We start from the raw sequence: 25,424 nt of genomic DNA on the forward strand, positions 1-25,424 counted from the left end.
CAACCCACTGTTCGACTTCTTCCACCGCATCGTGTGTGGCGACACGCGCGGATGACGTATAGGTAACGACGCATTATGACTTTGCATCTTTGGTTGGTTTACACCGGCGTGATCGTGGCGTTGATCGCCATACCCGGCCCGTCGGCGCTCATTAGCATGACTCATGGTTTACGCTATGGACAAAGACGCGCGATCGCCACCATCGCGGGCGGGGCCAGCGCGGCGTTGCTGCTGATGACCGGCTCGGCGCTCGGACTGGGCGCGATCCTCGCGGCGTCGACGACGGCGTTTATGCTGCTGAAGGGGGTAGGCGCGGCTTATCTTATCTGGCTGGGTATTTCGGCGTGGCGGGCGAAAACAGGCCCGGTGGCGGAAACAGAAAGCGTGGCGCTGCCGGTTGATGAACCCGGCATATTCACGCTGTTTAGACGCGGTTTCACGGTGGGGATCAGTAATCCGAAGGATCTGCTGTTCTTCGCCGCGCTGTTTCCCAATTTTATCGACACCAGCGCGCCGCACGTCGGTCAGTTCGCGCTGCTGGCGCTGACCTGGACGGTGCTGGATTGCAGCATCATGTTCTGTTACGCCTGCATGGGAAAACGCGTGTCTTCCCTGTTTTCGCACCCGAAACGCCTGCGGATGTTCAACCGCGCGTCCGGTTCGCTGTTTATTTTTGCGGGCACCGCGCTGGCGGCATCAGCCAGGTAGCGCTAGGGCGGACCGGCGGCGAGGAACACGCCAACTGCCGGTCACGGTCTTACGCTTCGGTTTCGGCCAGTTCTCGCAGATATTGATACAGCTGACGGGAAGATTTCGGGGGCTTGTTCGCGGCCTGTTCTTTCTGGGCATTCCGCAGTAATGAGCGCAGCTGCTGGCGATCGGCCTGCGGATAAAGCGTCAGCACGTCAGTGATGGCATCGTCTCCCTCCGCCAGCAGACGATCACGCAGTTGCTCCAGCTTATGGAACAGCGCCACCTGTTGGTTATGGCGGTTCTTCAACTTATCCAGCGCCTGCTGAATGGGTTCCGGGTCGCGTGCGCGCAGCATTTTGCCGATCAATTGCAACTGACGTCGGCGGCCTTCTTTCTTGATGCGCTGGGCCAGCTCGACGGCGGCCAGCAGCTCTTCATCCAGCGGGATGCGTTCGAGGGCATTCTTCCCCAAGGCGACCAGTTCCGCCCCAAGATCTTTCAGGGCTTCAGCATCACGTTTGATTTCGCTTTTGCTGACCCAGATAATTTCGTCGTCGTCTTCTTCCTGGCTGGTAGGCGGGNCGTCGTCCTGCCAGTCTTCGGGGTGTTTATTCATGCGTGGTTTCCTCAAAAAGAGGCCGATCCTATCAGGTTATGGCTTGCTGCGAAATTGTCGGCAGATCCTGTTAGACTCAAGGATATCACGCTACCTCTTTATTACGCAGAGGTATGGCACGAATCGCGCGCAGACGCGCCTCGTGACCGCCTACAGTATCAGGATGTTTTCTTACTCATGATGGCGAATCAATGACAATTATCACTCAGGTTGCAGAGCAGCGAAAAACGCTGGAACAGGCAGTGGCGCAGGCGCTGGAGTTGGCCCGCGCCGGTTCGGACGCGGCGGAAGTCGCGGTAACCAAGACCACGGGGATCGGCGTCAGCACCCGCTATGGCGAGGTGGAAAACGTTGAATTCAACAGCGACGGCGCGTTAGGCATCACCGTCTACCATCAGCAGCGCAAAGGCAGCGCGTCCTCGACGGATCTCAGCCCGCAGGCCATTGCCCGTACGGTGCAGGCGGCGCTGGATATCGCCCGTTACACCTCGGTTGACCCGTTCGCCGGTCCGGCGGATGAAGCACTGCTGGCGTTTGATGCGCCGGATCTCGATCTGTTTCATCCCGCTGAACTGGATGCGGAGCGCGGCATTGAGCTGGCGGCCCGCGCGGAGCAGAGCGCGCTGCAGGCGGATGAACGTATTACCAACACGGAAGGCGGCAGCTTCAACAGCTACTACGGCGTCAAGGTCTTCGGCAACAGCCATGGCATGTTGCAAAGTTACTGCTCGAGCCGCCACTCCATGTCCAGCTGCGTGATCGCCGGCGAAGGCGGCAACATGCAGCGCGATTATGCTTATACCCTCGGACGCGCGCTGGACGATCTTGAAACGCCGGAGTGGGTCGGTCAGGAGTGCGCGCGCCGCACGCTGTCGCGACTGGCGCCGCGCAAACTGTCTACGATGCAGGCGCCGGTGATGTTCAGCGCGGAGGTGGCGACCGGCCTGTTCGGCCATCTGGTGGGCGCGATTAGCGGCAGCAGCGTTTATCGCAAATCGACGTTCCTGCTGGACCAGTTGGGCCAGCAAATCCTGCCGGAGTGGCTGACGATTCGTGAGTTGCCGCATCTGCGCAAAGGACTGGCGTCCACGCCGTTCGACAGCGAAGGGGTACGCACGCAGGAGCGAGACATCGTGAAAGACGGCGTGCTGCAAACCTGGCTGATGACCTCCTACGCGGCGCGCAAACTGGGGATGCAGAGCACCGGTCACGCGGGCGGTATCCACAACTGGCGCATCGCCGGACGCGGTCTGGACTTCGACGGCATGCTGCGTGAGATGGGAACCGGCCTGCTGGTAACCGAACTGATGGGACAGGGCGTGAGCGGCGTAACAGGCGACTATTCACGCGGCGCGGCTGGCTTCTGGGTGGAAAATGGTCAAATCCAGTACCCCGTCAGTGAAATCACTATCGCGGGAAACCTGAAGGACATGCTGCGCAATATCGTCACCGTTGGCGACGATATTGAAACCCGCAGCAACATCCAGTGCGGATCGGTCCTGCTGCCAGCCATGAAGATCGCCGGGGCGTAATTTCTGGGGCGCGCGGTGCATTTTACGTCGCGCGTCCGCTACAGCTTCAGCCTCAATCCATCGTATGCAGCATGCACATGCTTCGGCAATGGGTGCTCCCGCAACCAGCGATCCAGCGAATGACCGATATGCGTCAGGTACATTTTCCCCGGCTTTAACCGTTCAAAGATGTTTAGCGCCAAAGTCAGATCGTTGTGATTCCTGGGCGGCGTGGGCTGCGGGGGGGCGCTGCAGTCGAGCACGAGATAATCCACCGGCCGTCCGGCCAAGAACCGCTCGGTTTCTTCCGGTAGACCCACGGTATCCGTGAGGTAGGCCAGCGAAGCAAACTGCGTCTGAAACAGATAACCATAGGTCATTCTGGAGTGATTCAGGGGCAACGGGGTGGTTGGCACGCGGCCAAACGCGACCGTCTCAAAGGGTTTCAGCGGCGGCTGAAATTGCAGAATGCCGGGGTGTTTATAGAGATCATCGCAGCCGTTCGGATCGGGCGGGCCGAACACGGGGATCGTCTCGCCGCAGCCCCAGCGCAGTGGGAAGAGNCCCTGAACGTGGTCCATGTGGTAATGGGTGAGCAGAAAGCGGCGAATCTCCCCGGCGCTGAAGCGGCTGTCCAGATCGGGCAAGCCCGCGTCGATCAGCGTCATTTCCCCATGATCGATCAGCGCGGCGCAGCAGGCGCGCCGCCGCCGTTGCGGAGACGACCTTGCGCTTTGGCATACGCCGCAATTACAACCGAAGGCGGGAACCTGCTGCGCGCCGCCGGTGCCCAGGAAATGAAATATCGACGTGTGCCGCTTTTCATCACACATTCTCTTTCCTCTCCGTTTGGGACAGCAACTGCCAGAACTGCGCCAGCGTCTGGGGAAGAGGACCGTCGTTATGCAGTAAAGCGCAGTCTGGCGGTAAGTTGCGCTGTTGCTCCTGCGCTCGTAACAGTCGCTCTTCGATCTGACGCGCATTTTCCCGTCCGCGCGTCAGCAGCCGTTGACGCAGGGTCGACGGCGACACCGCCAGACAGAGCGGAAACAGCCGCGAGCCGTAACGTCGTTGCGCCTGCTTGAGGTAAGCGCGCGAGCCGTTGACGGCCACATCCAGATCCCGTTCCAGCCACAGATCGATTTCGATGCCGATGGCGTAATGGTGATGATGCGCCCGCCAGTCCAGAGCGAACAAGCCGTGATGACAGCGTTGGCTAAACTCGTTCACCGTGAGCGACACGTGGTTTTCACCGGGCAGACCGGCAGGTCGCGTGATGTAGCGGTGAGCGACCAGCAGGCGTTGCGGGGAGCTGGCGCGAATGGCATCCAGCAGACTGTCCTTTCCTGCGCCCGAAGGCCCTATCAAATAGATCAGTCTGCTCATTTCAGAAAACCCTCTCGCCTTGTCGCCATACCCGTTTCAGCACCATCTGCGGGCCATGACGACGGACCAGTACCAGGTCGGCGCGCATTCCCTCTGCGACCAGACCCCGATCGTTCAGTTGCAAAGCTTGCGCCGGGTTATGGCTGATCAACGCGATAGCCTGAGGCAGACTGTAGTTGTTGCGCTCGTCCTCGGCTATGAGAAAAGCGGCTTCCAGCAGGCTGGCGGGATAGTAGTCCGAAGAGAGAATATTCAGCAGGCCTTCTTCCGCCAACTGATGCGCGGCGACGTTGCCTGAGTGCGAGCCGCCGCAGATCACGTTGGGCGCGCCCATCAGCACCTGCATACCGACCCGATGGGCGGCGCGCGCGGCGGCGGCCGTCGTGGGAAATTCGGCGATAGACACGCCGTGGCGGTAGGCGTCCATCACATGATCTTCCGCGGCGTCGTCGTGGCTGGCCAGCGTAATACCTTTGGCCTGGCACAAACTGACGATGCCTTGACGGTTGGCCTGGGACCAGCGCTGCGAGCCTTCAATCTGTTCCGCTTCGAACTGCGCCATTTGCTCATCGTTCAGGAGGTATTTGCCTTTATAGTACTCATGGTACTTCTCTCGCGAGGCGAACTGGCGCTGCCCTGGCGAGTGGTCCATCAATGACGCCAGCGTGACCGACGGCAGATCGCAAAGCTGTTCAAACAGCGGCAGCGTATCTTTATGAGGGAGTTCGCAGCGCAGGTGCAGCAAATGTTCCGCGCGATTCAGGCCGGCTATCTGGGTCGCAACCNCCGTGTCGGTCATTTTGAGCAGGTTGTCGAGGCGGTGGCCGCCATCCCGGATATCGCCAACGGAGATCGCATCCAATACGGTGGTGATCCCGCTGGAGATAATGGCGGCGTCGTGCGCGCGCATCGAGGACGCCGGCGGCCAACTGACGCCGGGACGCGGGGTGAAGAATTTGTCGAGGTTGTCGGTATGCAGCTCAATCAGTCCTGGGATCAGCCAGGCGCCGTCGCCGTCCAACGCGCCCGGCAGGCGGCTCGGCGCATCGCTGATGTGCTGAATCACACCTCGATGAACCGACAACGATCCGCTGATGATTTCGTCCGACATCACCATCCGTACATTACTAATGATCATAGGACTCCTCCTCCTGAGACGCGCTGACGGACATGGCATAGATGCGGTCCGAGACCCGAGCGCGAACTTCTTCATCATGGAAAATACCGACGATAGCCGCGCCTCCCGCTTTGGCCTGAATGATGGATTGCGTAACGGCTTCGCGATTGTCCGCATCCAGCGAAGCGGTCGGCTCATCCAGCAGCAAAATGGGGGAGTCGCCGATCAGTCCGCGGGCGATATTGACCCGCTGCTGTTCGCCGCCGGAGAACGTAGCAGGCGCCAGCGACCATAACCGTTCCGGCACATTCAGCCGGGTCAGCAGCTCACCGGCGCGGATTTCGCTTTCCTGACGTGGGATACCCCGCTCCAGTAAAGGTTGGATGACGACGTCCAGCGTGCTGATGCGTGGGATGACCCGCAAGAACTGGCTGACCCAGCCGATCGTATGTCGACGGACGTCGAGGAGGTCGCGAGCGTCGGCTGACACCATATCCACCCAGCCGTTCTGATGGCGCGCGTAGATATGGCCGCTATCCGGCTGGTAGTTGCCATAGAGCGAACGCAGCAGCGTAGATTTTCCGCTGCCGGAATGGCCGTGGAGGGCGATGCACTCTCCGCTTTTCACCGTCAGATTGATGTCTCTGAAAACCGGCAATCTAACGCCCTGCTGGTTATGCAATACGAACGTTTTACTTACATTTTCAATGCGTAGGCGAAGATCCATAATTGACGCCTCCTGGGGAGATGGCTCTGCTAGAGGATGGATGACACCAGCAGTTGGGTATAAGGATGATGAGGATCGTCCAGCACGCGGTCGGTCAGTCCCTGTTCGACGACTCGTCCCTGTTTCATGACCAGCAGCCGATGGGACAGCAGACGCGCTACGCCCAGATCGTGGGTGACGATGACGACGGCCAACTGCATGTTCGTCACCAGCGTACGCAGCAGATCCAGCAGGCGAGCTTGTACCGAAACATCCAGTCCGCCGGTCGGCTCATCCATAAAAATGAGGCGCGGCGAGGTCACCAGATTGCGGGCGATTTGCAGACGCTGCTGCATCCCGCCGGAGAAGGTGGTCGGCAGATCGTCCATACGTTCAACAGGCAGCTCGACGTTGCGCATCCAGTGCGCGGCCGTCTCGCGGATGTGGCCGTAATGACGGTCGCCGATAGCCATTAGACGTTCGCCGATGTTGCCGCCTGCGGAAACCGCCGAGCGCAGTCCCAGCAGCGGATGCTGCCAGACAATACCCCATTCGGTGCGTATCAGCGCCCGNCGCTGACGTTCGCTGATGTCATAAATCGGCCATGTTCTTTGCTGGCGATCTCGGTAGGTGACGGAGCCATGCTGGGGCGCCAGACGGGCGGAAATCGCGTTCAGCAGGGTAGTTTTACCTGACCCGGACTCTCCGACAATTCCCAGAACCTCACCGGGCCAGAGCTGGAACGACACATCCTGGAATCCTTTCCCCGGCGCATAGAGATGGGTGAGCGCATCGACGGACAGCAGCGGACCGTCATGCTCATGGTGGTTATTGAGTGTTCCCATGCTTTTTCTCCTGGTTGTCCCGTTGCTGCTGGCAATAGTCGGTATCTGAGCAAACAAACATGCGGCTGCCCGCATCGTCGATGACTACTTCATCTAGAAAACTGTTGCGTGAGCCGCAGATTGCGCACGGCTCGTCCCAGTGCTGCACGGTGAAAGGATGGTCGTCGAAGTCGAGGCTTTCGACCGGGGTATAAGGGGGAACCGCATAAATGCGTTTTTCGCGCCCGGCGCCAAACAGTTGCAGGGCCGGCATCATGTGCATCTTGGGATTATCGAATTTGGGGATGGGAGAGGGGTCCATCACGTAGCGCTGATTGACTTTGACCGGATAGGCGTACGTGGTGGCGATGTGCCCATAGCGCGCGATGTCCTCATACAACTTGACCTGCATGACGCCGTACTCTTCCAACGCGTGCATTTTTTTGGTTTCCGTCTCCCTCGGCTCGATAAACCGTAACGGCTCTGGGATCGGGACCTGGTAGACGATGATCTGGTCCTCCTTTAGCGGCGTCTCCGGTATTCTGTGGCGCGTCTGAACGATGGTCGCTTCTGTCGTCCTTTCCGCCGTTTTCACTTTCGCGACGGTTCGGAAGAAGTGACGGATAGAGACGGCGTTGGTGGTATCGTCGGCGCCCTGATCGATGACCTTGAGGACATCGTCCGGCCCGATAATGCTGGCGGTCACCTGAATACCGCCGGTTCCCCATCCGTAAGGCATGGGCATCTCCCGGCTGGCAAAGGGCACCTGATGGCCGGGAATGGCAATGGCTTTGAGTATGGCGCGGCGGATCATGCCCTTGGTGTTTTCGTCCAAATAGGCATAGTTGTAGGCTCTTTCTTCAATTTCTTCAGCAACGTTAGTCGTCATGATGTGGGTCTTCCTGCGTGGATAAATACTCCTGTCGAAGACGCTTGAGGAGTTCCAGCTCTGATTGAAAATCGACGTAATGTGGGAGTTTCAGGTGAGAGACGAAACCGGCCGCTTCGACATTGTCGACATGAGACAGAACAAACTCTTCATCCTGCGCCGGGCCATGAATGTCTTCGTGATAGTCGGCGGCCTGTAGAGCACGATCCGCGAGGGCGACGGTGATCGCTTTGCGTTCGGCTCGCCCAAAGGCCAGACCATAGCCGCGGGTGAAGTGCGGGGCCTGTTTCATGGGTTTGATAAAGCCATTGACGGTTTCGCACTCCGTTACCAGGATGTCGCCGATTTCCACCGCCATATCCACTTCCTGAATGAACATCACCACCGTGACCAGGCCTGTGCGGATTTCGCCAACAAAAGGGTGATTGCGGCCATAGCCGCGCTGGGTGGAGTATCCCAGCGACAGCAAAAACCCCTCATCGCCGCGGATCAACTGCTGTAGCCGCGCCGAACGCGGACACGGATAGCTCGGCGGATCGACGGTGATATCCGCCGGCTCTTCGTCGCGTTCATCCACCGGCGGCACCAGCTCCTGCTGTGTCAGGAAGTGAAAGGCATGAGGAACCGTGTCCTCGATGGGTGCCTCATCCTGTGTTTCCGGCTCCGTCGGGGCGGTTGGCGGTTCGCCCTCCGCCAACAGCGTGAAGTCCAGCAGCCGATGGGTATAGTCGTAAGTCGGCCCCAAGAGTTGCCCGCCTGGAAGATCTTTGAAGATGGCGGAAATGCGCCTTTCCAGACGCATGGATGCAGTAGCCAGCGGTTCGCTCACCCCCCAGCGCGGCAGGGTAGAACGGTAGGCGCGCAGCAGAAAAATCGCTTCGACGAGATCGCCGCTGGCCTGCTTGATTGCTAGCGCAGCCAGTTCACGGTCGTAAATATTGCCTTCGGTCATGACGCGGNCGACCGCCAGACCGAGCTGTTGTTCAATCTGTTCACAGCTCAGTTCCTGAATATGCGGCTGACCGCGCCGACGACAGGCTTGAAGTTGGTGTGCGGCTTCAATGGCTTTTTCACCGCCTTTCACTGCAACATACATCAGCACTCCTCCNCTCGAGTGGTTCGGGGGATAGCGAGCAGCTTCTTGCCGGAGGTAAACAGAAAATCGAGTCCCATCGGGAAAGGATGTGGCCGCTCACAGAGATAGCGCCGTATCGCGCTGGGAAGATGCGGAGAGATGATTTTGACGTTATTCACGCCAGGGCCGCTGAGCTTCAGGCATCTGCCGTTGTTAAGCCCATCAACTTCCATAATGATGGTGGCCGATTTCTCCGGCTCTATTTCGTTGCCGCAGGGGAAACACATCAGATCGTGTTGGATGGGGCGACTATCGAACTTGTTAGTTTTCCCGTTCAACAGGACGAAATACGCTTCTGCCGCGTTAGAAGTAATCGGCACATTGGTATGTAAACACAGCGTTCTCAGCAACAGTGGGTTACTGATATTTCGATCGATGAACAGCGGTGTTTTCTGGCTGGTCAGTGTCAACAGCACCGCGATAGTGGATGATGAAATGTTGTTCAGTTCCTCGATGCCGGGAACGGTCACCGTTGCCCCGGGTTCGCTCATGGCTTTGACGATTTTTCTGAAGCAGGCCTGAGTGCCGAATACCGGATTGGAGAATCCATTCAAAATGTCCATGATTACTCTCCTCTGACCAACGTAAAGAAGTTGACTCGACTGGTGGCGACTTCACGGCGCTGTTGGTCATGTTCAGCTTGCAGTTGCTTGGCGAGAGGGGAAACCAGACGCTTCCACAGCGGGTTGAAAGCAGACTGGGTTTGTAATAAGGCATCGATGAAGGCACAGCGTTCCGCATGGGGTTTGTCTCTGCCGACGATATAGCTGTAGCCGCAAATTCCGTCCTTGAGTTGCAATGCCGCGCGGGTCACGGTCATGTCGCCCACCATAAAACGCTGTCCTGTGGTTTCCATGCGACCTTGTAGTTGGAGCAGGCCGATCTCCGTCGGCCGCAGCAGTTGATAGTCCACGGCAATATTGAGGGGTTGCCAATATGACAGCAGTGCTTCGGCACGGCTGCGTGACAGTACGGACATCCAATAAGCGCGTTGCTCTTTCTTCGTCATCATTTACGCCTCCGGCTCTTGCTGTTGTGATTGCTTCGACAAATAGGCAAAACACGCGGTCTGATCCTGTGGCGCCCTGAGGGCTTCGGCGGTATCCAGATAAATACGCTGGATAGGGTCGAAAAAGGTGCTATGGACCGTTTGTTCACGAAACAGGGCGTGAGCCAGATCCAGGTCCTTGATACGGATATCTAACGGAACGGAAATCAGGTTTGATGGGTGAAGATAACGATTCAGCATTACATCCATATAGGTGGAGCGACCTCGCCCCAACGGTAGTGCTTGCTGCAATGTCGTCTGGCTGATGCCGCACTTCTCGGCTAACAGAATCGATTCTGCGGCGACCAGCAGGTGGACGGCCTCACAGTAGTTGTTGATGACTTTCATCGTCTGTGCGGCCCGGTTGCTGTCCATGACGACATAGTTGTCGCTCAGAGAGGAGAGCAACGCGGGGAGGACATCGGAAAAGTCAGTCGGTATTGGGCCTGCCCAGCAGGCCAGTTTGCCGGTGCGCGCGCCTTCGGGGCCCCCGGAGACGGGGGCTTCCAGGTAGTGAGCGCCGTGGCGCAGGAAAAAAACCTCCATTTGCTGGCTGTCCTGGGGGCCGATGGTGCTGATGTTGACAATAAGTGGCTGATATTTTTTGAGTCTGCTGGTTATTTCCGGCGTGCAAAAAAGGGCTTTCATGGCCTCAGCATCTGTCAGACAAACCAGAATAATTGATCGTTCACGCGTGAATAACTGGCTGAGTGAATTCACAGCGCGTGCGCCGTTGCCGCTTAGGGCTTCGGCTTTACTCACCGTACGGTTGTAGAGGCTGAGAGAGTATTGGCACTGACGTAATCTGAGTGCGATCGCCTTTCCCAATACGCCGATGCCAACCAGAGAAATGTGTTTTGTCATAGGGAGCATCCTTTCAACGTCACCGCTTCGGGGAAGGGGTGGCAGGGGTGTTATCAGCTGGAATGAGCTGGCTGCGACAGGAACCGCATAAAGCAGGTTCGATTCTGGGAAGGCGATGTCGTGGGCCTTCCTAGATTGTCGCGGTGTCCAATGCGGCATTTCACTTCGATAAACTGACTCCCCTGACTCATCAGCGCCTTGTGAAGCGTTGCCCGCAGGGCTTCTCGGCTTCCTACCGCTGTGACCCTGCTATAGCCACAGGCGGCAGCGATGGGCGCTAAGGGGNGGCGCGACGCCGCCGTCCGCTGACCGCCGACTGACTCATGGGCGCCGTTATTAATGACGATATGGATAAGCGTGGGGGAAAGGGCGCTATTGGTCAGCCCGCCCATGTGCATCAGCGTCGCGCCATCGCCATCCAGACAGACGACTTTCTTACCCGGTCGACCTTCGCTGATACCCAGCGCTATCTGGCTGGCGAGGCCCATGCCGCCTACGGTCAGAAAGTCGCGTTCGTGCTCTTCCCCACGCTGTTCTCGTAGCTCGAACAGNTCGCGCGACAGCATTCCGGNGGTACTGATGATGGGGACATCGGCCGGTAGTGCGGACAGGACTTCCGCGACGATCTCCTCGCGCAGCAGCGTGGCCGAGGTTCGCGCCGGCTGCCTGGCTTGTTGGCAAGGAGAGAAAGTATGTTTACGTACGACCAGGGCGACAGGACGTTTTTCGCGTTGCGCCTGTTCCAGCAGCTGTTCTATCTGCGGGAAGTCAATATCAGGCTCGCCTTCCAATATATGATAGGGAATATTGATTACATCTAACTGCGGTAGTGTGACCCGACCTTGCATCACATGCTGTGGTTCGTCATTCAGTTGGGTTCCGTCGGGTTTGGTTTCACCACGCCAGCCGATAATAAATAGCATCGGGATGCTGTAAACGTCTGTCGCCGCCAGCGAACAAATTGGATTAACGATATTTCCCAGTCCGGAATTTTGTAAATAAACCACAGGTATTGAGTTTGTTGCCAAATGATAGCCAATGGCCATTCCTGCCGCAGTGCCTTCATTGCAAGCTAACTGATGCCGAATATCTTCTTTTGTTCCGTCGATAGCCAGACAGAATTCTTTTAATAAAGAGTCAGGGACGCCACTATAGAATCGAATACCTTTATGGTGTAAAAAACCCAAAAAATCGTCAGGGTTAATCATGATAAGTTCCTTCTTTTTTAATGATTAATTGTGTTGCTGGATTATTATTCTTGGGTGATTATTTCGTTCCGGGAATTAAGTTGAGTATCTCCTTTATAGAAATACATTTGTCTTCGATTTCTCGTGTGCGGCCATATTTGAGAATTTGGGGGAGAATTTCTCGCATGGCCGGATAAGATGCGCGCAACATATGGTTAGCATAAATAATGATGTTAAAACCACTTTTGACCAGGTGTTCGAACGTAATTTCATTAAAACTGGTCGGTACGCAAACTAAAGGGATCTGCGGATAGTGACTGCGGAATATTTTAGCAAATTCGAGAATTTCATCCGGGGTTCTAAGCCGACTATGGATCATGATGCCGTCGGCTCCCGCCTCGACATAACGCAGTGCGCGGTCGATGGCATCGTCCATACCGGTTTCCAATATCAGGCTTTCAATGCGTGCAATCAACATAAATTCCGGCGTCAACTGAGCCTCTTTGGCCGCTCTGATTTTCGTGCAGAAGTCATCCACCGTAGCTTGGGTCTGTTTCACTTCATTGCCGAATAGAGAGTTTTTCTTCAGACCGGTTTTATCCTCAATGATGATGGCGGAAATTCCCAGATTTTCGGCCTCTCGGATGTGGTATACCAGATGTTCTATCTGGCCGCCGGTATCACCGTCAAAAATTAATGGGCTGTTCGTAACATTGAAAATATCAGCGATGGAATTAAAACGGCGGCTGTAATTGACTAATTCCGTATCGGGTTGACCTCTCAAAGTAGAATCGGTCAGAGAGCTGGACCAAAAAGCATCAAATTTGTGATTCACTCCTCCTTTTATATATTCGGCCTCTTCAATCAGCATGGCGGATAATGGACTGTGGGCTTCCATGACGCGGATCGCTTTTTTGTTATTTAGTAGTTCCCTCAATGCGCCACGACGAGAACCTGGCGTTTGGCCTTTATTGGCTATACTTTTAGACATATTAATATCCTCATCTATGTATTCCTTTTACTTAATCTTAACCCGTGGTTACTCAACACCGCCAAATGATATGAGATTACTCCGGCTTACTCATTCATAATTTGGATGGGGAGTGTCTTCGTATTTTTATTAATAATGGCTTTCATTTCAAATCAGATCTTTTTTTTGATTTTTTTTATGGCTATTTATATCTGCATGAAGTTAAAAGAGAAAATGGCAGTATTTGTTAATTCAAATAGGATAAACTCCTTATTAATCTCGCGAATACATATGATCGTCTATTGTTTAAGGCCATTTCTGGTTTTTGGGCCTAAGGACAATTTGAGATTTCTTTATAAAAATGAAGATAAGAAAATAACTACATGTTATTTATCCGGTTTAGTTGTGAACTCGGGCTTTTTTTAAATTAACAAAAAGATTGGGGACCTTTATAGGAACACGTGTTTTTAATTTATCGGCTGCGAAAGGTATGATCCTAAAATAGTTTAGGCGTAGGGAATTCTGGGCGATAACAAGGCGAGGGGAAATGGAAGGTACGAAGACGAAAAAATGAGCTGAAATCTGGTTATTCTTCGTCAAAGCCGGCGTCGAATAGTTTTACGACGGCCGCGAGCGCTTCGTTTTCGTCCGGACCGGTCGCTTCGATTTCAATACGCCGGCCCTTGGCGGAATCCAGCATCAGCATGGCAATCACGCTGCTGGCTTCCGCCTGCGTGCCGCTCTCATTGCGCAGAATGACTTCAGCATCGAAGTTTTGTACGAGCTCGAATAGCTTCATCGCCGGACGGGCGTGCATACCCAGACGGTTTTTGACTTCAACGGTATGTCTTACGGTCATGATTTACGTTTTTCCAGCGTACGGTGGCGTAGTTGCACGTTTTTGCCTCTGGAGCGGAAGTAGTCGGCCAACTGCTCGGCGATATACACCGAACGGTGTTTACCGCCGGTGCAACCAATGGCGACGGTCAGGTAGCTGCGATTGTTGGTTTCCAGCATCGGNAGCCATAGCTCAAGGTAGCTGCGCGTTTGATAAATAAAATTGTGCACTTCGGTATGGCGATCCAAAAACGCCGCGACGGGTTTGTCCAGCCCGGTCATGGGGCGTAGTTTGGGATCCCAGTGCGGATTTGGCAGGAAGCGGACGTCGAACACGTAGTCGGCGTCGATAGGAATGCCGTGCTTGTAGCCGAATGATTCAAATACCATCGTTAGCTCGCGTTCCCGCTTGCCCAACAGGCGGGCGCGCAGCNTCTCCGCCAATTCGTGCACCGACATCTCGGAGGTGTCGATGATCAAATCGGCGCGGGAGCGCAGCGGCTCCAGCAGATTGTTTTCTTCGTCGATGGCATTTTCCAGCGACAGGTTCTGGCTGGACAGCGGGTGCAGGCGACGAGTGTCGCTATAGCGGCGGATCAGCGTATTGCGATCGGCGTCCAGAAACAGCAGCTGCGGCGAGAAACTGCTTGGCAGTCGGGTCAGCGCCTGCTCCAGCACTTCCGGCGTTTCCGGCATATTACGTACGTCAATGCTGACCGCCGCCGAGATGTTCCGCGCGGCCAGGGTATTGGCCAGATCCGGCAGTAGAATCACAGGCAGGTTATCCACGCAGTAGAAACCCATGTCTTCCAGCGCGCGCAAGGCCACGGATTTTCCCGAGCCTGAACGACCACTGACAATCATCAGCACCATCTGACGACTCCCCTCAGGCAGCGGAATGGTGAAGGTCTCGCTGCCACCGTTAGCTTATGTAAGTCATCCGGCCTTGGCCGGAATGATTACCGGACGCGAGCGTTGGCGCACGGCGTCCGGTCGTTTCATTTTCTTGGTCTGGATGCGCTTCGCCCTGATATTTTAGGGCTGCTCGTCGCTATCCGATTCGGTCATGATCTGATACAGCTCTTCGTCGCTCTGCGCACCCCGCAACCGACGGCACAGCGCCTTATCCGACAGCTGTCTGGCGGCTAGCGCCAGCGTATTTAAATGGGTTTTACATTGTTCGGCGGGAACCAGCAAGGCAAACAGCAGGTCCACGGGCTGGTTATCTATGGCATCAAAGGCGACGGGTTTCTCCAGATGGATGAAGACGCCCACGGCGCTCAATGTGTCCTCGTTATCGAGCTTCCCGTGAGGAATAGCAATACCGTTGCCAATACCGGTGCTGCCCATCCGTTCACGCGCCAGAATGGCTTCAAAAATAATCTGCGAGGGCAAATTGAGCTGTGCCGCAGCGAGTTCGCTGATGATTTCCAGAGCGCGCTTTTTACTCTGGCAGCTCACGGCGTTGCGGGTGCACTCCTGTCGAAGTACGGCGCTGAGTTGCATAATGGAATCGTTATTCATTTTGTATTCACCTGACAACACTCGGGCCTCCAGCTACCGAAAGGGCTGCCCTTTCGGTCCCTGCGCCTGGAGGCGGGGGAACAATCAGTGCTGCTTCAGTTTATCCTTATGTTTGTTTAACTGTCGCGCCAGTTTGTCGATGAGAAGATCGATGGCGGCATACATCTCTTCCGCTTCCGATGTGGCATGCAGCTCACCGCCGCTGACGTGGATCGTGGCTTCAGCAATCTGCTGAATTTTCTCCACCTTCAGCACTACGTACACCTGATTAATGCGATCGAAATATTGTTCCAGCTTCGCAAACTTCGTATTGAGAAATTCGCGCAAGGCATCGGTAATTTCAACATGGTGTCCGGTAATGTTCAGCTGCATAGCGTCTTCCTTCTCAGTTCAAGGTCAAACCAGTTGTTTACGCTGGTTGGACGGTGGGATGGATAAAGACTCGCGATATTTGGCGACGGTGCGCCGGGCCACGATGATTCCCTGATCGGAAAGCAGAGTGGTCAGCTTGCTGTCGCTCAACGGTTTGGCGGGATTCTCCGCAGCGATTAATTTTTTGACCAACGCCCGGATGGCGGTAGACGAGGCCTCTCCGCCGCTGTCCGTGTTGACGTGGCTTGAGAAAAAATATTTCAGTTCGAAGATGCCGCGGGGGCTGTGCAGGAACTTCTGCGTCGTGACGCGAGAAATGGTGGATTCGTGCATTTCCACTGCCTGGGCGATATCCGCCAGCACCATCGGCTTCATGTACTCTTCGCCGTGGTCGAAGAAGGCCTGCTGTTGTTCGACAATGCAGCGGGTCACTTTCAGCAGCGTGTCGTTGCGGCTCTCCAGACTTTTGATGAGCCAGCGGGCTTCCTGAAGGTGACTACGAATGAACTGACCGTCGCTGTCGCTGCGCGTGCTGTTGCCCAGCGCGGCATATTGTTGGTTGATTTGCAGCCGCGGTACGCTGTCGGTATTGAGTTCGACGGACCATTGGTCCTGCACTTTACGCACCAGAACGTCGGGGATCACGTATTCCGACTCGCCGGTGTTGATGGACTGTCCCGGACGCGGATCGAGGGATTGAATCAGGGCCAAGGCTTCTTTCAGCACGTCTTCTTTTAAACGGCTGGCGCGAATCAGCGTACGGAAGTCATGATTCGCCAACAGGTCGAGATATTCGCTGACGATCAGCTTGGCTTCTTCCCAGCGCGGCATCTTATTGTCGAACTGGGACAACTGCACTAGCAGACACTCGCGTAGATCGCGCGACGCGACGCCCACCGGATCGAAGCGCTGTACCCGTTTCAGGACGGCCTCCACTTCTTCCATCGTCAGCTCTTCATTACCGACGCTGTCGCGGATTTCTTCCAGAGAAACGGTGAGGTANCCCGTGGGATCGACGGCGTCGACGATGGAGGTGGCGATGGCGGCATCGGTGTCGGAGAACGGCGTCAGCTCCNCCTGCCACATCAGATAGTCTTGCAGGGATTGTGTGGTTTCGCCCTGGTAGACCGGCAGCTCATCATCGCGGTAGTCGGTGCTGGTGCCGGAGGGCGTGCCCGCCGTATAGATTTCATCCCAGGCGGCGTCCAGCGGCAGCTCGTCGGGCATCTCTTTCTGCTCCAGCGCCTCCCGGGTATCCAGCGCTTCGCTGCTGCTGCTTTCTTGCGTCTCGACCTCCTCGTGGGGATCGGTTTGTTCCAGCAAGGGGTTGCTTTCCAGCGCCTGTTGAATTTCTTGCTGGAGTTCAAGCGTGGACAGCTGCAACAGGCGGATTGCCTGCTGTAACTGTGGCGTCATTGCCAGTTGCTGGCTAAGCCTGAGTTGCAAACCTTGCTTCATAAATAGCGCTAACTTCCCTTGGATAATACGAACAAAAATATGACGTCAGAGTCGGAAGCCTTCGCCCAGATAGACACGTTTGACCTGTTCGTTNGCCAATATATCCGCCGGTGTTCCGTGGGCGATGAGATGGCCCTGGCTGACGATATAGGCACGTTCACAGACGTCCAGCGTTTCGCGGACGTTATGGTCGGTGATGAGGACACCCAGACCGCTGTCGCGGAGGTGTTCAATAATTTTCTTGATATCTATCACCGAAATTGGGTCCACCCCGGCGAAAGGCTCATCCAGCAGGATGAACTTAGGATTGGCTGCGAGCGCTCGGGCGATTTCCACTCGACGACGCTCCCCACCGGAGAGGGATTGTCCCAGACTATCGCGTAAATGAGCAATATGAAACTCTTCCATCAGCTCATTGGCGCGGTCAGCCTGCTGTTCCTGCGTCAGATCCTTACGGATTTGCAGCACGGCCATCAGGTTATCGTAAACGCTCAACCGCCGGAAAATCGACGCCTCCTGCGGCAGGTAGCCGATGCCGCGGCGCGCGCGGTCGTGAAGCGGCAGCAGACTGATATCATCGTCGTCGATAATGATGCGGCCTTCATCGCGCTGGACGATGCCGACGACCATGTAAAACGTGGTCGTTTTGCCTGCGCCGTTCGGACCCAGCAGGCCGACGATTTCGCCGGAATTGACTTTCAGGCTGACGTTTTCCACAACCTTGCGGCCTTTGTACGCCTTAGCCAGATTTTCTGCGATTAATGTAGCCATGAGTTATTGCGTCGCTCGCTGTTGCGGTTTGGGGGCCTTGGCCGGGGCGGTGCGCTGGCCATTTTTGTCCTGCAGCTGAGAAGGCACCAGCACCGTGGTCACGCGCTTGCCTTTATCGCTGAATGCTTCCATCTGCTGCTGCTTGACCAGATAGGTGATGCGGTCGCCTTTGACATTGCTGTCCAGCTGTTCCAGATAGGCGTCGCCGGTCAGGATGACGTTGTCTTTATCCAGCTCATATCGCATTTTCTGTGAGTGGCCTTTGACCGGCTTTCCGTTGTCCTGCATCTGGTAGAACGTCGCCGGATTCCCAAACCCTTCGATGACTTCGCGGCCTTGCTGGCCCTGTGGACGGGTGACGACGACTTTGTCCGCCTGAACCTTGATCGATCCTTGCGTGACGATGACATTGCCGGTAAATGTGACGACGTTGCCCTGCATGTCTAACGACTGCTGGTCGGAGTCGATATGAATCGGCTGATCGGTATCGCCGGTCAGCGCCAATACCGGCATGCTGGCGGAAAACAGCGAGCTGGCGATCAGCGTGTAGCGCAGTGCTTTATTGATTTTTTGGAATTTCATAGGAGGTTTTTACCTTTTCGATCAACTCTGCTGTCTTGTTGCGCAGATTTCCGCGCATTTTCAAACCATTGGAGGTAAAGCTGGCACCGTAAAGCGTGACCTCATCATCGGATGAGACATCCTGGGTGACCAGGTTTACCTGGGCATTCTCTGTTTTGACCCGTTCCAGCTGCGAATCTGTCGTCAGACTGTTCATCTCGACATGGCCGTACAGATACAGCATGCGGTCCTTAGTCAGTTTGGCCCGATCCGAGCGGACTGACCAGGTGGCGACGCCTAATTCGTTGTACATCGTGGCCACCGGCTGGGTGAACCAGGTCAACTGGTCATTTTCGTAATATTCGGCTTTTTCAGTCACCAGCTTGTAGGCCAGTTTTCCCGTTGGGTCATACACCACGGTGAGGTTTTGCTGAGTGGTATAGGTCGGCGCGTTGCTCTCCGACACGGCAGGCGTTGCGTCATCGTTGGTACCGGTCAGATTCAGGCCGATCAACACCAGTGCGATCAGGGCCAGCAGGGCGGTCAGCCAGCGCTTTGTTTTATTCATATCGACAACCCTTTAGCGAACTCCAGCTTGTCCTGCGCCTGTAAAATCAGGTCGCAAATCTCGCGTACGGCGCCGCGCCCGCCTGCGGTGCGCGTCACATAATCCGAGCGGGGCAACAGCAGCGGATGGGCATCCGCCACCGCGACGCTCAGTCCGACTTCCGCCATCACCGGCCAGTCGATCAAATCGTCGCCGATATAGGCGACCTGATGGGCCTCAAGCGCCAGTTTATCCAACAGCTCGCGGAAGGCCAAAAGCTTATCAGACTGTCCCTGATATAGGTGAGAAATCCCCAGGGTCTTGCAGCGGTCTTCCAAGAGCTTGGCTGAACGACCGGTGATAATGGCGACGTCAATGTCAGACGTCAGCAGGCAGCGGATACCGTAGCCGTCCCGAACGTTGAACGTTTTCAGCTCTTCGCCCTGATTGCCCATGTAGATTAGGCCGTCGGACAGAACACCGTCCACGTCGCAGATGAGCAGTCGGATTTCTCGGGCCTTGTCCATCGCTACGCCGGCGACAGGGCCGTAGCAGGTCTCGGTATTCGGCGGGGTTTCACTCATTTCACGCTTGTCCTTGGTTTACAGCCGGGTTGAAGTCGTTGGGTCAATTCAGGGGTGACGGCGTGGCTGGATTAAACCACACCTGCACGCAGCATGTCGTGCATATGCACGACGCCGACCAGGCGATCGTCTTGCGCGACCATCAGTGCCGTCACATGACGCGATTGCATCAGGTTCAACGCATCCACGGCCAGCATTTGCGACGTGACGCGGATACCGCCGGCGGTCATGACGTCGACGATGCGCGCGCTGTTCAGATCGATATTCAGATCGAATATACGGCGCAGGTCGCCATCGGTGAATATTCCCTCGATAGTGCCGTCAGGAGCGCAGATGGCGGTCATTCCCAGATTCTTACGGGTGATCTCCAACAACGCGTCGCGCAGGGAGGCATCGCGAGGAACGCTGGGGATTTCGTCGCCGCTGTGCATGATATCGTTCACCCGCAGTAACAGTTTGCGGCCAAGTGCTCCGCCCGGATGGGACAGCGCGAAGTCCTCCGCGGTAAATCCTCGGGCCTGTAGCAGCGCCACGGCAATCGCGTCGCCCATTACCAGCGTAGCAGTTGTGCTGGAGGTAGGGGCCAAGCCCAGCGGGCAGGCTTCCTGCGAGACATGAATGCAGAGATGGTGGTCGGCGGCTTTTCCCATGGTGCTTTCGGGATTGCCGGTCATGCAGATCAACGGGACGTGCAGACGTTTGAGTACGGGGATCAGGGCCAGGATCTCATGGGATTCGCCGGAGTTGGAGATGGCGATAACAATATCCTGAGCGCTAATCATTCCCAGATCGCCGTGGCTGGCCTCGCCGGGATGCACGAAGAAAGACGGGGTTCCGGTACTGGCGAAAGTGGCGGCGATCTTNCAGCCGATATGACCGGATTTTCCCATTCCCATCACGACGACTTTGCCCGTGCAGCGGAAAATCATCTCGCAGACGCGGGTAAAATTATCATCAATATATTGATCCAATTGCGCCAACGTTTCGCGCTCAATGGATAAAACCTGTTTCCCTGCGCTCTGGAAATCGAAATCGGAGGGTAGCTCAAAGTGTGACATGTAAAACGTCCTGCGTGGCCGTTAAGGCCCGGCTATGAAAAAAAGAACAGCACGGTGAGGTAAGCGATAAACGCGCACAGCAATAGCGCGCCCGCGCCCTGACCGATGCACCGTTTCTGGCGTAGGCATAGTGCCGCCAGCAGTACGCTGGCCCCTAGCATCACCCAATAGTCGCGGCTGAATGCCAGTGGGTTCAACGCGCCGGGAGAAAGCAGCGCCGGTACGCCCAATACAATGCCGATGTTAAAAATGTTGGAACCGATCAGGTTGCCGAGCGCAATGTCGTCCTCTTTCTTCAGCGTGCCGACGATTNCGGTGGCGAGTTCAGGCAGGCTGGTGCCGATAGCCAGCACCGTCAGACCGATGGTCAATTCGCTGATATTGAAGCTGCGGGCGATCACGGTGGCATTGTCCACGACGATGCGGGTCGCCATCGGCAAAATAATGACGCCCAGTACCAGCCACAGCAAGGCGACGGCAGCGTTATTGTCTCGAGGCAGCTCATCCATCTGCTCGCGCGTTAGGCTATCAACCCCCGCTCGTTGGGCCGTGCGGGCCATGCGCAGTATCAGCGTGATGGAGATCGTGGCGGCCAGCAACAGTATTACGCCATCCAGTCGGCTGAGGGCATGGTCGTACAGCAACACTCCGCACAACGCGGTGACGATTAACATCAGCGGCAGTTCCCGGCGCACCAGCACCGAATGGAAGGTCAGCGGACGAATCAACGTGGCGCTGCCGAGGATTAGCAGGATGTTGGCGATATTGGAGCCGAGCACGTTGCCCACCGCCATATCGATCTGGTGATTCATCGCCGCGTTGACCGAGACCATCAGTTCCGGCAACGAGGTACCCAGTCCCACAATGGTAATGCCGATCACTATCGGCGGAATACCGAAGGCGCGGGCCAATACGGCGGCGCCGTAAACCAGACGGTCGGCACCATAAACCAGCAGAATCAAACCAACAATCAAGAGNACTGTCGCAAAAAGCATGCAGCGTCCTTTATTCAGGTATAATCACCGGTTTATTGGCGCACAAACCAGTATTTTTGGGACGAAGAGTGAATAAAAAAAATCATTTTTCATCTTTGGCGCTAATTTTGACTGTGTAGTGTGAAAAAGTAAAACCAATGGCAACTTTGGTCACGAATAAGTGATGGCCGTTTGTCACAGTGAATGCCCGATGCGTCATCCGGCGTTGAAGGGCGGTGCAACGTACGGTCTAAATGCTGATGACTGCGCCGAACGCGCAGTCGGAAAGGAAACACATGATGAATCCCGAAGTCTCTAACCTGGTTGAAGTTCGAGGGCTCAGTTTTCGCCGGGGGAATCGGCAGATTTTTAGCGATATTTCCCTGAACGTCCCTCAACGCAAAGTGACGGCCATCATGGGGCCGTCCGGCATCGGCAAAACCACGCTGCTGCGCCTGATTGGCGGCCAGCTGCCGCCGGATCAGGGCGAAGTCTGGTTCGACGGCGAAAATATTCCTGCGCTTTCTCGTTCCGGGCTGTACGAAGCCCGTAAAAAAATGAGCATGCTGTTTCAATCCGGCGCGCTGTTTACCGATCTCAATGTGTTTGACAACGTCGCCTGGCCGCTGCGGGAACACAGCCAGCTTCCGCCGGAATTACTGCATACTATCGTGATGATGAAGCTCGAAGCGGTAGGGCTGCGCGGAGCCGCCTCTATGATGCCGTCCGAATTATCCGGCGGCATGGCGCGGCGGGCGGCGCTGGCGCGGGCTATCGCGCTCGATCCGCAGCTCATCATGTTCGACGAGCCGTTCGTCGGGCAGGATCCCATCACGATGGGCGTGCTGGTCAAACTGATCGATGAACTCAATCATGCGCTCGGTGTCACCTGTATTGTGGTTTCCCACGACGTCCCCGAAGTGCTGAGCATTGCGGATTATGCTTATATCATCGCTGACCAGCGCGTCGTCGCTGAGGGCTCGCCGGACGATTTGCAACACAACGCCGACCCGCGCGTGCGTCAGTTCCTCGACGGTATCGCCGATGGGCCGGTGCCTTTCCGCTATCCTGCGGGAGATTACACACGCGAACTGTTGAAAGCTGGGAGTTAATGTATTCATGCTATTTCAGGCATTAGCGTCTTTTGGACGCGTCGGCATCAGCGTTTGTATGTCGTTCGGACGTGCGGGACTCATGCTGTTCAATGCGTTGGTGGGGAAACCGGAACCGGCCAGGCAGTGGCCGTTGCTGCGCCGTCAGCTCTACAGCGTGGGGGTGCAATCGCTGTTGATCATCATGGTGTCCGGCCTCTTTATCGGTATGGTGCTGGGGCTGCAGGGCTATCTGGTCCTAACGACCTATAGCGCGGAGGCCAGTCTCGGCATGATGGTGTCGCTGTCGCTGCTGCGCGAGCTGGGACCGGTGGTGACCGCGCTGCTGTTCGCCGGTCGCGCCGGGTCTGCCCTGACGGCGGAAATCGGATTGATGAAGGCTACGGAGCAGCTGTCCAGCATGGAAATGATGGCGGTAGATCCATTGCGCCGCGTCGTCGCGCCGCGATTCTGGGCTGGTGTGATTACGATGCCATTACTGACGGTGATTTTCGTCGCCGTGGGGATCTGGGGCGGCGCGCTGGTCGGCGTGGATTGGAAAGGCATCGACAGCGGTTTTTTCTGGTCGGCGATGCAAGGGGCGGTCGAATGGCGACTGGATATCGTAAACTGCATGCTGAAAAGTCTCGCCTTTGCGATCACCGTGACCTGGATCGCCCTGTTTAACGGATATGACGCCATCCCGACGTCGGAGGGCATCAGCCGTGCAACGACGCGAACCGTCGTGCATTCATCGCTGGCGGTTCTGGGATTGGATTTTTTGCTGACAGCACTGATGTTTGGGAACTAAGTGATGCAAACGAAGAAACATGAAATCTGGGTCGGCGTGTTTATGCTTATTGCGCTGGGCGCCATCATTTTTATCTGTCTGAAGGTCGCCGATCTGAACACGCTGGGACACCAGCAGACGTACCGTTTATCGGCGACATTCGATAACATCGGCGGACTGAAAACGCGTTCGCCGGTGAAAGTCGGCGGCGTCGTCATCGGTCGGGTGGACAGTATCGAGTTGGATCCTAACACCTACCTGCCGCGCGTTACGATGGCGATCGACAAGCGCTACGACCATATTCCTGATACCAGTTCATTGGCGATTCGTACGTCGGGCCTGCTGGGAGAACAGTATCTGGCGCTGAATATGGGCTTCGAAGACCCGGAGATGGGGACGTCGATCCTCAAGGACGGCGGTACCATCCAGGACACCAAATCGGCGATGGTGCTGGAAGATCTCATCGGGCAGTTCCTGTATAAGAGCGGCGGCGGCAACGAGCATACTGAGCCGAACGGCAGTGCGCCAGCCAGCGCTCCGGAATCCCAGAACAACCCCGTGACTCCACATTCTTAAGAGGATACCTGCATGTTGAAACGTTTACTCATGGCGGCGGCGCTACTGGTGATGGCCCCCGCGGCGCTTGCCGCCGACCAGACGAATCCTTACAGCCTGATGGCCGACGCCGCACAGAAAACCTTTGACCGCCTGAAGAATGAACAACCGGGTATCCGTCAGAATCCCAACTACCTGCGCAATATCGTACGTGAAGAGCTGCTGCCCTATGTGCAGGTGAAATATGCCGGCGCGCTGGTGCTGGGACAATATTACAAGGGCGCGACGCCCGCGCAACGCGAAGCCTATTTCAAGGCGTTTTCCGCTTATCTGGAACAAGCCTACGGCCAGGCGCTGGCGTTGTATCACGGCCAGACTTACCAGATTGCGCCACAACAGCCGCTGGGGGATGCCAACATCGTGTCTATCCGCGTGACGATTGTTGATAACGGCGGGCGCCCGCCGGTGCGGCTGGACTTCCAGTGGCGCAAGAACAGTCAGACCGGCCACTGGCAGGCCTATGACATGATCGCCGAAGGCGTGAGCATGATTACGACCAAACAAAACGAATGGGCGTCGATACTGCGCCAGCAGGGTGTCGACGGCCTGACCCGCCAGCTGCAAATTTCTGCGCAGCAGCCGATCACGCTGGACCAGAAAAATGGCTGATCCGCTGAGCTGGCAATCGCAGGAAGGCACGCTGACGCTGAAAGGCGATTTGGATCGTGAAACGTTGCTGCCGCTTTGGCAACAGCGCGAGGCATTACTGGAGAACGTGGTCGGACTGGACGTCAGCCAGCTACAGCGGGTGGACTCCGCGGGTCTGGCGCTATTGGTGCATTTTTATCACCAGCAGACGCAGAAGGGCCGCGAGCTGCGGATTATCGGGGTGAGCGACCGGCTGAAAACGCTGATCGACTTGTATAACCTGAACGACGTCATTCCGGTGCAATTAACCTGCTAATGCACGGTGTTTACGGCCCTCCGTCCCCTGTTGCCTTTTGCGCAACGGGGGATTTCTTTTGTTTAAGATAGCGGCGGATTCCTCTAAGATACCCGCTGTTTATCATCCCCCCCAGACGTAGAATTGAGAGCGATGGAAAATAAAGAAATCGAATCTGTGCTGATGAGCGCATTGGCACTTCAGGAAGTTCATGCATCCGGCGATGGAAGCCATTTTCAGGTGATTGTGGTCGGTGATTTATTCGCCGGCATGAGCCGCGTTAAACAGCAGCAGACGGTCTATGCGCCGCTGATGGAATATATCGCGGACAACCGTATTCACGCCCTGTCAATCAAGGCTTATACCCCCGAAGAGTGGCAGCGCGATCGCAAGCTCAGCGGCTTCTAAATAGC

General features: G+C 56.2%; 32 protein-coding genes. 8 read left to right on the forward strand and 24 right to left on the reverse strand.

What is annotated here, in order from left to right; genetic code table 11:
- Positions 1–75 precede the first annotated feature (75 nt).
- Entirely contained in the window at positions 76–708 is a 633-nt protein-coding gene (locus tag RZ35_RS14625) for a LysE family translocator (protein WP_026743991.1), read from the forward strand.
- Between the two features lie 49 nt (positions 709–757).
- On the opposite strand, the gene yjgA is transcribed toward RZ35_RS14625, so the two are convergent.
- On the reverse strand, positions 758–1,309 hold the full coding sequence (gene yjgA, locus RZ35_RS14630; RefSeq protein WP_026743992.1) for a ribosome biogenesis factor YjgA: 552 nt from the start codon (positions 1,307–1,309) through the stop codon (positions 758–760).
- 191 nt (positions 1,310–1,500) lie between these two features.
- On the opposite strand from yjgA, the gene pmbA reads away from it, so the two are divergent.
- Positions 1,501–2,841 (forward strand): metalloprotease PmbA, encoded by a 1,341-nt coding sequence (gene pmbA, locus RZ35_RS14635; RefSeq protein WP_026743993.1) that lies wholly within the window; start codon positions 1,501–1,503, stop codon positions 2,839–2,841.
- A 38-nt stretch (positions 2,842–2,879) separates the two neighbouring features.
- Here pmbA and phnP read toward each other — a convergent pair whose 3' ends face one another.
- The 23 genes from phnP to RZ35_RS14755 form a co-directional block, all read right to left on the reverse strand.
- The gene (gene phnP, locus RZ35_RS14640; RefSeq protein WP_051625591.1) at positions 2,880–3,653 is read right to left on the reverse strand and encodes a phosphonate metabolism protein PhnP; all 774 of its coding nucleotides are present in this window, start codon (positions 3,651–3,653) and stop codon (positions 2,880–2,882) included.
- Positions 3,646–4,206: a ribose 1,5-bisphosphokinase gene (gene phnN / locus RZ35_RS14645; protein WP_026743995.1), complete on the reverse strand. Its 561-nt coding sequence runs from the start codon at positions 4,204–4,206 to the stop codon at positions 3,646–3,648. The genes phnP and phnN overlap by 8 nt, the downstream gene beginning before the upstream one ends.
- A 1-nt stretch (position 4,207) precedes the next feature.
- Positions 4,208–5,344, reverse strand: a complete 1,137-nt coding sequence (phnM, locus tag RZ35_RS14650) for an alpha-D-ribose 1-methylphosphonate 5-triphosphate diphosphatase (RefSeq protein WP_026743996.1) — start codon at positions 5,342–5,344, stop codon at positions 4,208–4,210.
- Entirely contained in the window at positions 5,334–6,050 is a 717-nt protein-coding gene (gene phnL, locus RZ35_RS14655) for a phosphonate C-P lyase system protein PhnL (RefSeq protein ID WP_026743997.1), read from the reverse strand. The genes phnM and phnL overlap by 11 nt, the downstream gene beginning before the upstream one ends.
- Before the next feature lie 29 nt (positions 6,051–6,079).
- Positions 6,080–6,874 carry a phosphonate C-P lyase system protein PhnK gene (gene phnK, locus RZ35_RS14660; RefSeq protein ID WP_036153561.1) on the reverse strand — a complete coding sequence of 265 codons (795 nt, stop codon included), beginning with the start codon at positions 6,872–6,874 and terminating at the stop codon, positions 6,080–6,082.
- On the reverse strand, positions 6,858–7,742 hold the full coding sequence (locus tag RZ35_RS14665; protein ID WP_051625592.1) for an alpha-D-ribose 1-methylphosphonate 5-phosphate C-P-lyase PhnJ: 885 nt from the start codon (positions 7,740–7,742) through the stop codon (positions 6,858–6,860). Before RZ35_RS14665 ends, phnK begins: the two co-directional genes overlap by 17 nt.
- Positions 7,732–8,838, reverse strand: a complete 1,107-nt coding sequence (locus RZ35_RS14670; protein WP_026744000.1) for a carbon-phosphorus lyase complex subunit PhnI — start codon at positions 8,836–8,838, stop codon at positions 7,732–7,734. Before RZ35_RS14670 ends, RZ35_RS14665 begins: the two co-directional genes overlap by 11 nt.
- A complete protein-coding gene (gene phnH, locus RZ35_RS14675; protein WP_026744001.1) occupies positions 8,838–9,440 on the reverse strand; it encodes a phosphonate C-P lyase system protein PhnH in 603 nt (200 codons plus the stop codon). Before phnH ends, RZ35_RS14670 begins: the two co-directional genes overlap by 1 nt.
- A 2-nt stretch (positions 9,441–9,442) precedes the next feature.
- Positions 9,443–9,886: a phosphonate C-P lyase system protein PhnG gene (gene phnG, locus RZ35_RS14680; protein WP_026744002.1), complete on the reverse strand. Its 444-nt coding sequence runs from the start codon at positions 9,884–9,886 to the stop codon at positions 9,443–9,445.
- Between the two features lie 3 nt (positions 9,887–9,889).
- On the reverse strand, positions 9,890–10,789 hold the full coding sequence (locus RZ35_RS14685) for an NAD(P)-dependent oxidoreductase (protein ID WP_026744003.1): 900 nt from the start codon (positions 10,787–10,789) through the stop codon (positions 9,890–9,892).
- Positions 10,790–10,842: 53 nt separating this feature from the next.
- A complete protein-coding gene (aepY, locus tag RZ35_RS14690) occupies positions 10,843–11,997 on the reverse strand; it encodes a phosphonopyruvate decarboxylase (RefSeq protein WP_026744004.1) in 1,155 nt (384 codons plus the stop codon).
- A gap of 58 nt (positions 11,998–12,055) precedes the next feature.
- The gene (gene aepX, locus RZ35_RS14695) at positions 12,056–12,967 is read right to left on the reverse strand and encodes a phosphoenolpyruvate mutase (protein ID WP_026744005.1); all 912 of its coding nucleotides are present in this window, start codon (positions 12,965–12,967) and stop codon (positions 12,056–12,058) included.
- Between the two features lie 565 nt (positions 12,968–13,532).
- On the reverse strand, positions 13,533–13,805 hold the full coding sequence (npr, locus tag RZ35_RS14705; RefSeq protein ID WP_026740687.1) for a PTS phosphocarrier protein NPr: 273 nt from the start codon (positions 13,803–13,805) through the stop codon (positions 13,533–13,535).
- On the reverse strand, positions 13,802–14,656 hold the full coding sequence (gene rapZ / locus RZ35_RS14710; RefSeq protein ID WP_026744007.1) for an RNase adapter RapZ: 855 nt from the start codon (positions 14,654–14,656) through the stop codon (positions 13,802–13,804). Before rapZ ends, npr begins: the two co-directional genes overlap by 4 nt.
- A gap of 162 nt (positions 14,657–14,818) precedes the next feature.
- The gene (gene ptsN, locus RZ35_RS14715) at positions 14,819–15,307 is read right to left on the reverse strand and encodes a PTS IIA-like nitrogen regulatory protein PtsN (RefSeq protein WP_026744008.1); all 489 of its coding nucleotides are present in this window, start codon (positions 15,305–15,307) and stop codon (positions 14,819–14,821) included.
- An 84-nt stretch (positions 15,308–15,391) separates the two neighbouring features.
- Positions 15,392–15,679 (reverse strand): ribosome hibernation promoting factor, encoded by a 288-nt coding sequence (hpf, locus tag RZ35_RS14720; protein ID WP_026744009.1) that lies wholly within the window; start codon positions 15,677–15,679, stop codon positions 15,392–15,394.
- 24 nt (positions 15,680–15,703) lie between these two features.
- A complete protein-coding gene (gene rpoN / locus RZ35_RS14725; protein WP_026744010.1) occupies positions 15,704–17,137 on the reverse strand; it encodes an RNA polymerase factor sigma-54 in 1,434 nt (477 codons plus the stop codon).
- 45 nt (positions 17,138–17,182) lie between these two features.
- Complete coding sequence (gene lptB / locus RZ35_RS14730; protein ID WP_026744011.1) at positions 17,183–17,908, reverse strand: LPS export ABC transporter ATP-binding protein; 726 nt, start codon at positions 17,906–17,908, stop codon at positions 17,183–17,185.
- A gap of 3 nt (positions 17,909–17,911) precedes the next feature.
- Positions 17,912–18,490: a lipopolysaccharide ABC transporter substrate-binding protein LptA gene (gene lptA, locus RZ35_RS14735; protein ID WP_026744012.1), complete on the reverse strand. Its 579-nt coding sequence runs from the start codon at positions 18,488–18,490 to the stop codon at positions 17,912–17,914.
- Positions 18,468–19,037, reverse strand: a complete 570-nt coding sequence (gene lptC, locus RZ35_RS14740) for an LPS export ABC transporter periplasmic protein LptC (RefSeq protein WP_026744013.1) — start codon at positions 19,035–19,037, stop codon at positions 18,468–18,470. Before lptC ends, lptA begins: the two co-directional genes overlap by 23 nt.
- Complete coding sequence (gene kdsC, locus RZ35_RS14745) at positions 19,034–19,600, reverse strand: 3-deoxy-manno-octulosonate-8-phosphatase KdsC (RefSeq protein ID WP_026744014.1); 567 nt, start codon at positions 19,598–19,600, stop codon at positions 19,034–19,036. The genes lptC and kdsC overlap by 4 nt, the downstream gene beginning before the upstream one ends.
- 71 nt (positions 19,601–19,671) lie before the next feature.
- Positions 19,672–20,658: an arabinose-5-phosphate isomerase KdsD gene (gene kdsD / locus RZ35_RS14750; RefSeq protein WP_026744015.1), complete on the reverse strand. Its 987-nt coding sequence runs from the start codon at positions 20,656–20,658 to the stop codon at positions 19,672–19,674.
- A 32-nt stretch (positions 20,659–20,690) separates the two neighbouring features.
- On the reverse strand, positions 20,691–21,653 hold the full coding sequence (locus RZ35_RS14755; RefSeq protein WP_026744016.1) for a calcium/sodium antiporter: 963 nt from the start codon (positions 21,651–21,653) through the stop codon (positions 20,691–20,693).
- A gap of 278 nt (positions 21,654–21,931) precedes the next feature.
- Here RZ35_RS14755 and mlaF point away from each other — a divergent pair, with 278 nt between their 5' ends.
- From mlaF to ibaG, 6 genes are all read left to right on the forward strand, one after another.
- On the forward strand, positions 21,932–22,744 hold the full coding sequence (mlaF, locus tag RZ35_RS14760) for a phospholipid ABC transporter ATP-binding protein MlaF (protein ID WP_026744017.1): 813 nt from the start codon (positions 21,932–21,934) through the stop codon (positions 22,742–22,744).
- A gap of 7 nt (positions 22,745–22,751) precedes the next feature.
- Positions 22,752–23,534, forward strand: coding sequence for a lipid asymmetry maintenance ABC transporter permease subunit MlaE (mlaE, locus tag RZ35_RS14765; protein ID WP_026744018.1), 783 nt, complete (start codon positions 22,752–22,754; stop codon positions 23,532–23,534).
- Between the two features lie 3 nt (positions 23,535–23,537).
- Complete coding sequence (gene mlaD / locus RZ35_RS14770; RefSeq protein ID WP_026744019.1) at positions 23,538–24,089, forward strand: outer membrane lipid asymmetry maintenance protein MlaD; 552 nt, start codon at positions 23,538–23,540, stop codon at positions 24,087–24,089.
- A 12-nt stretch (positions 24,090–24,101) separates the two neighbouring features.
- Positions 24,102–24,737, forward strand: coding sequence for a phospholipid-binding protein MlaC (gene mlaC, locus RZ35_RS14775; RefSeq protein ID WP_026740701.1), 636 nt, complete (start codon positions 24,102–24,104; stop codon positions 24,735–24,737).
- A complete protein-coding gene (gene mlaB / locus RZ35_RS14780; RefSeq protein ID WP_026740702.1) occupies positions 24,730–25,032 on the forward strand; it encodes a lipid asymmetry maintenance protein MlaB in 303 nt (100 codons plus the stop codon). Before mlaC ends, mlaB begins: the two co-directional genes overlap by 8 nt.
- A gap of 132 nt (positions 25,033–25,164) precedes the next feature.
- Positions 25,165–25,419 (forward strand): BolA family iron metabolism protein IbaG, encoded by a 255-nt coding sequence (ibaG, locus tag RZ35_RS14785; protein WP_026740703.1) that lies wholly within the window; start codon positions 25,165–25,167, stop codon positions 25,417–25,419.
- The last annotated feature ends 5 nt before the right edge of the window (positions 25,420–25,424 follow it).

The organism is Lonsdalea quercina subsp. quercina (assembly GCF_000688655.1).
In the GTDB taxonomy this organism is placed as follows: Bacteria; Pseudomonadota; Gammaproteobacteria; order Enterobacterales; family Enterobacteriaceae; genus Lonsdalea; species Lonsdalea quercina.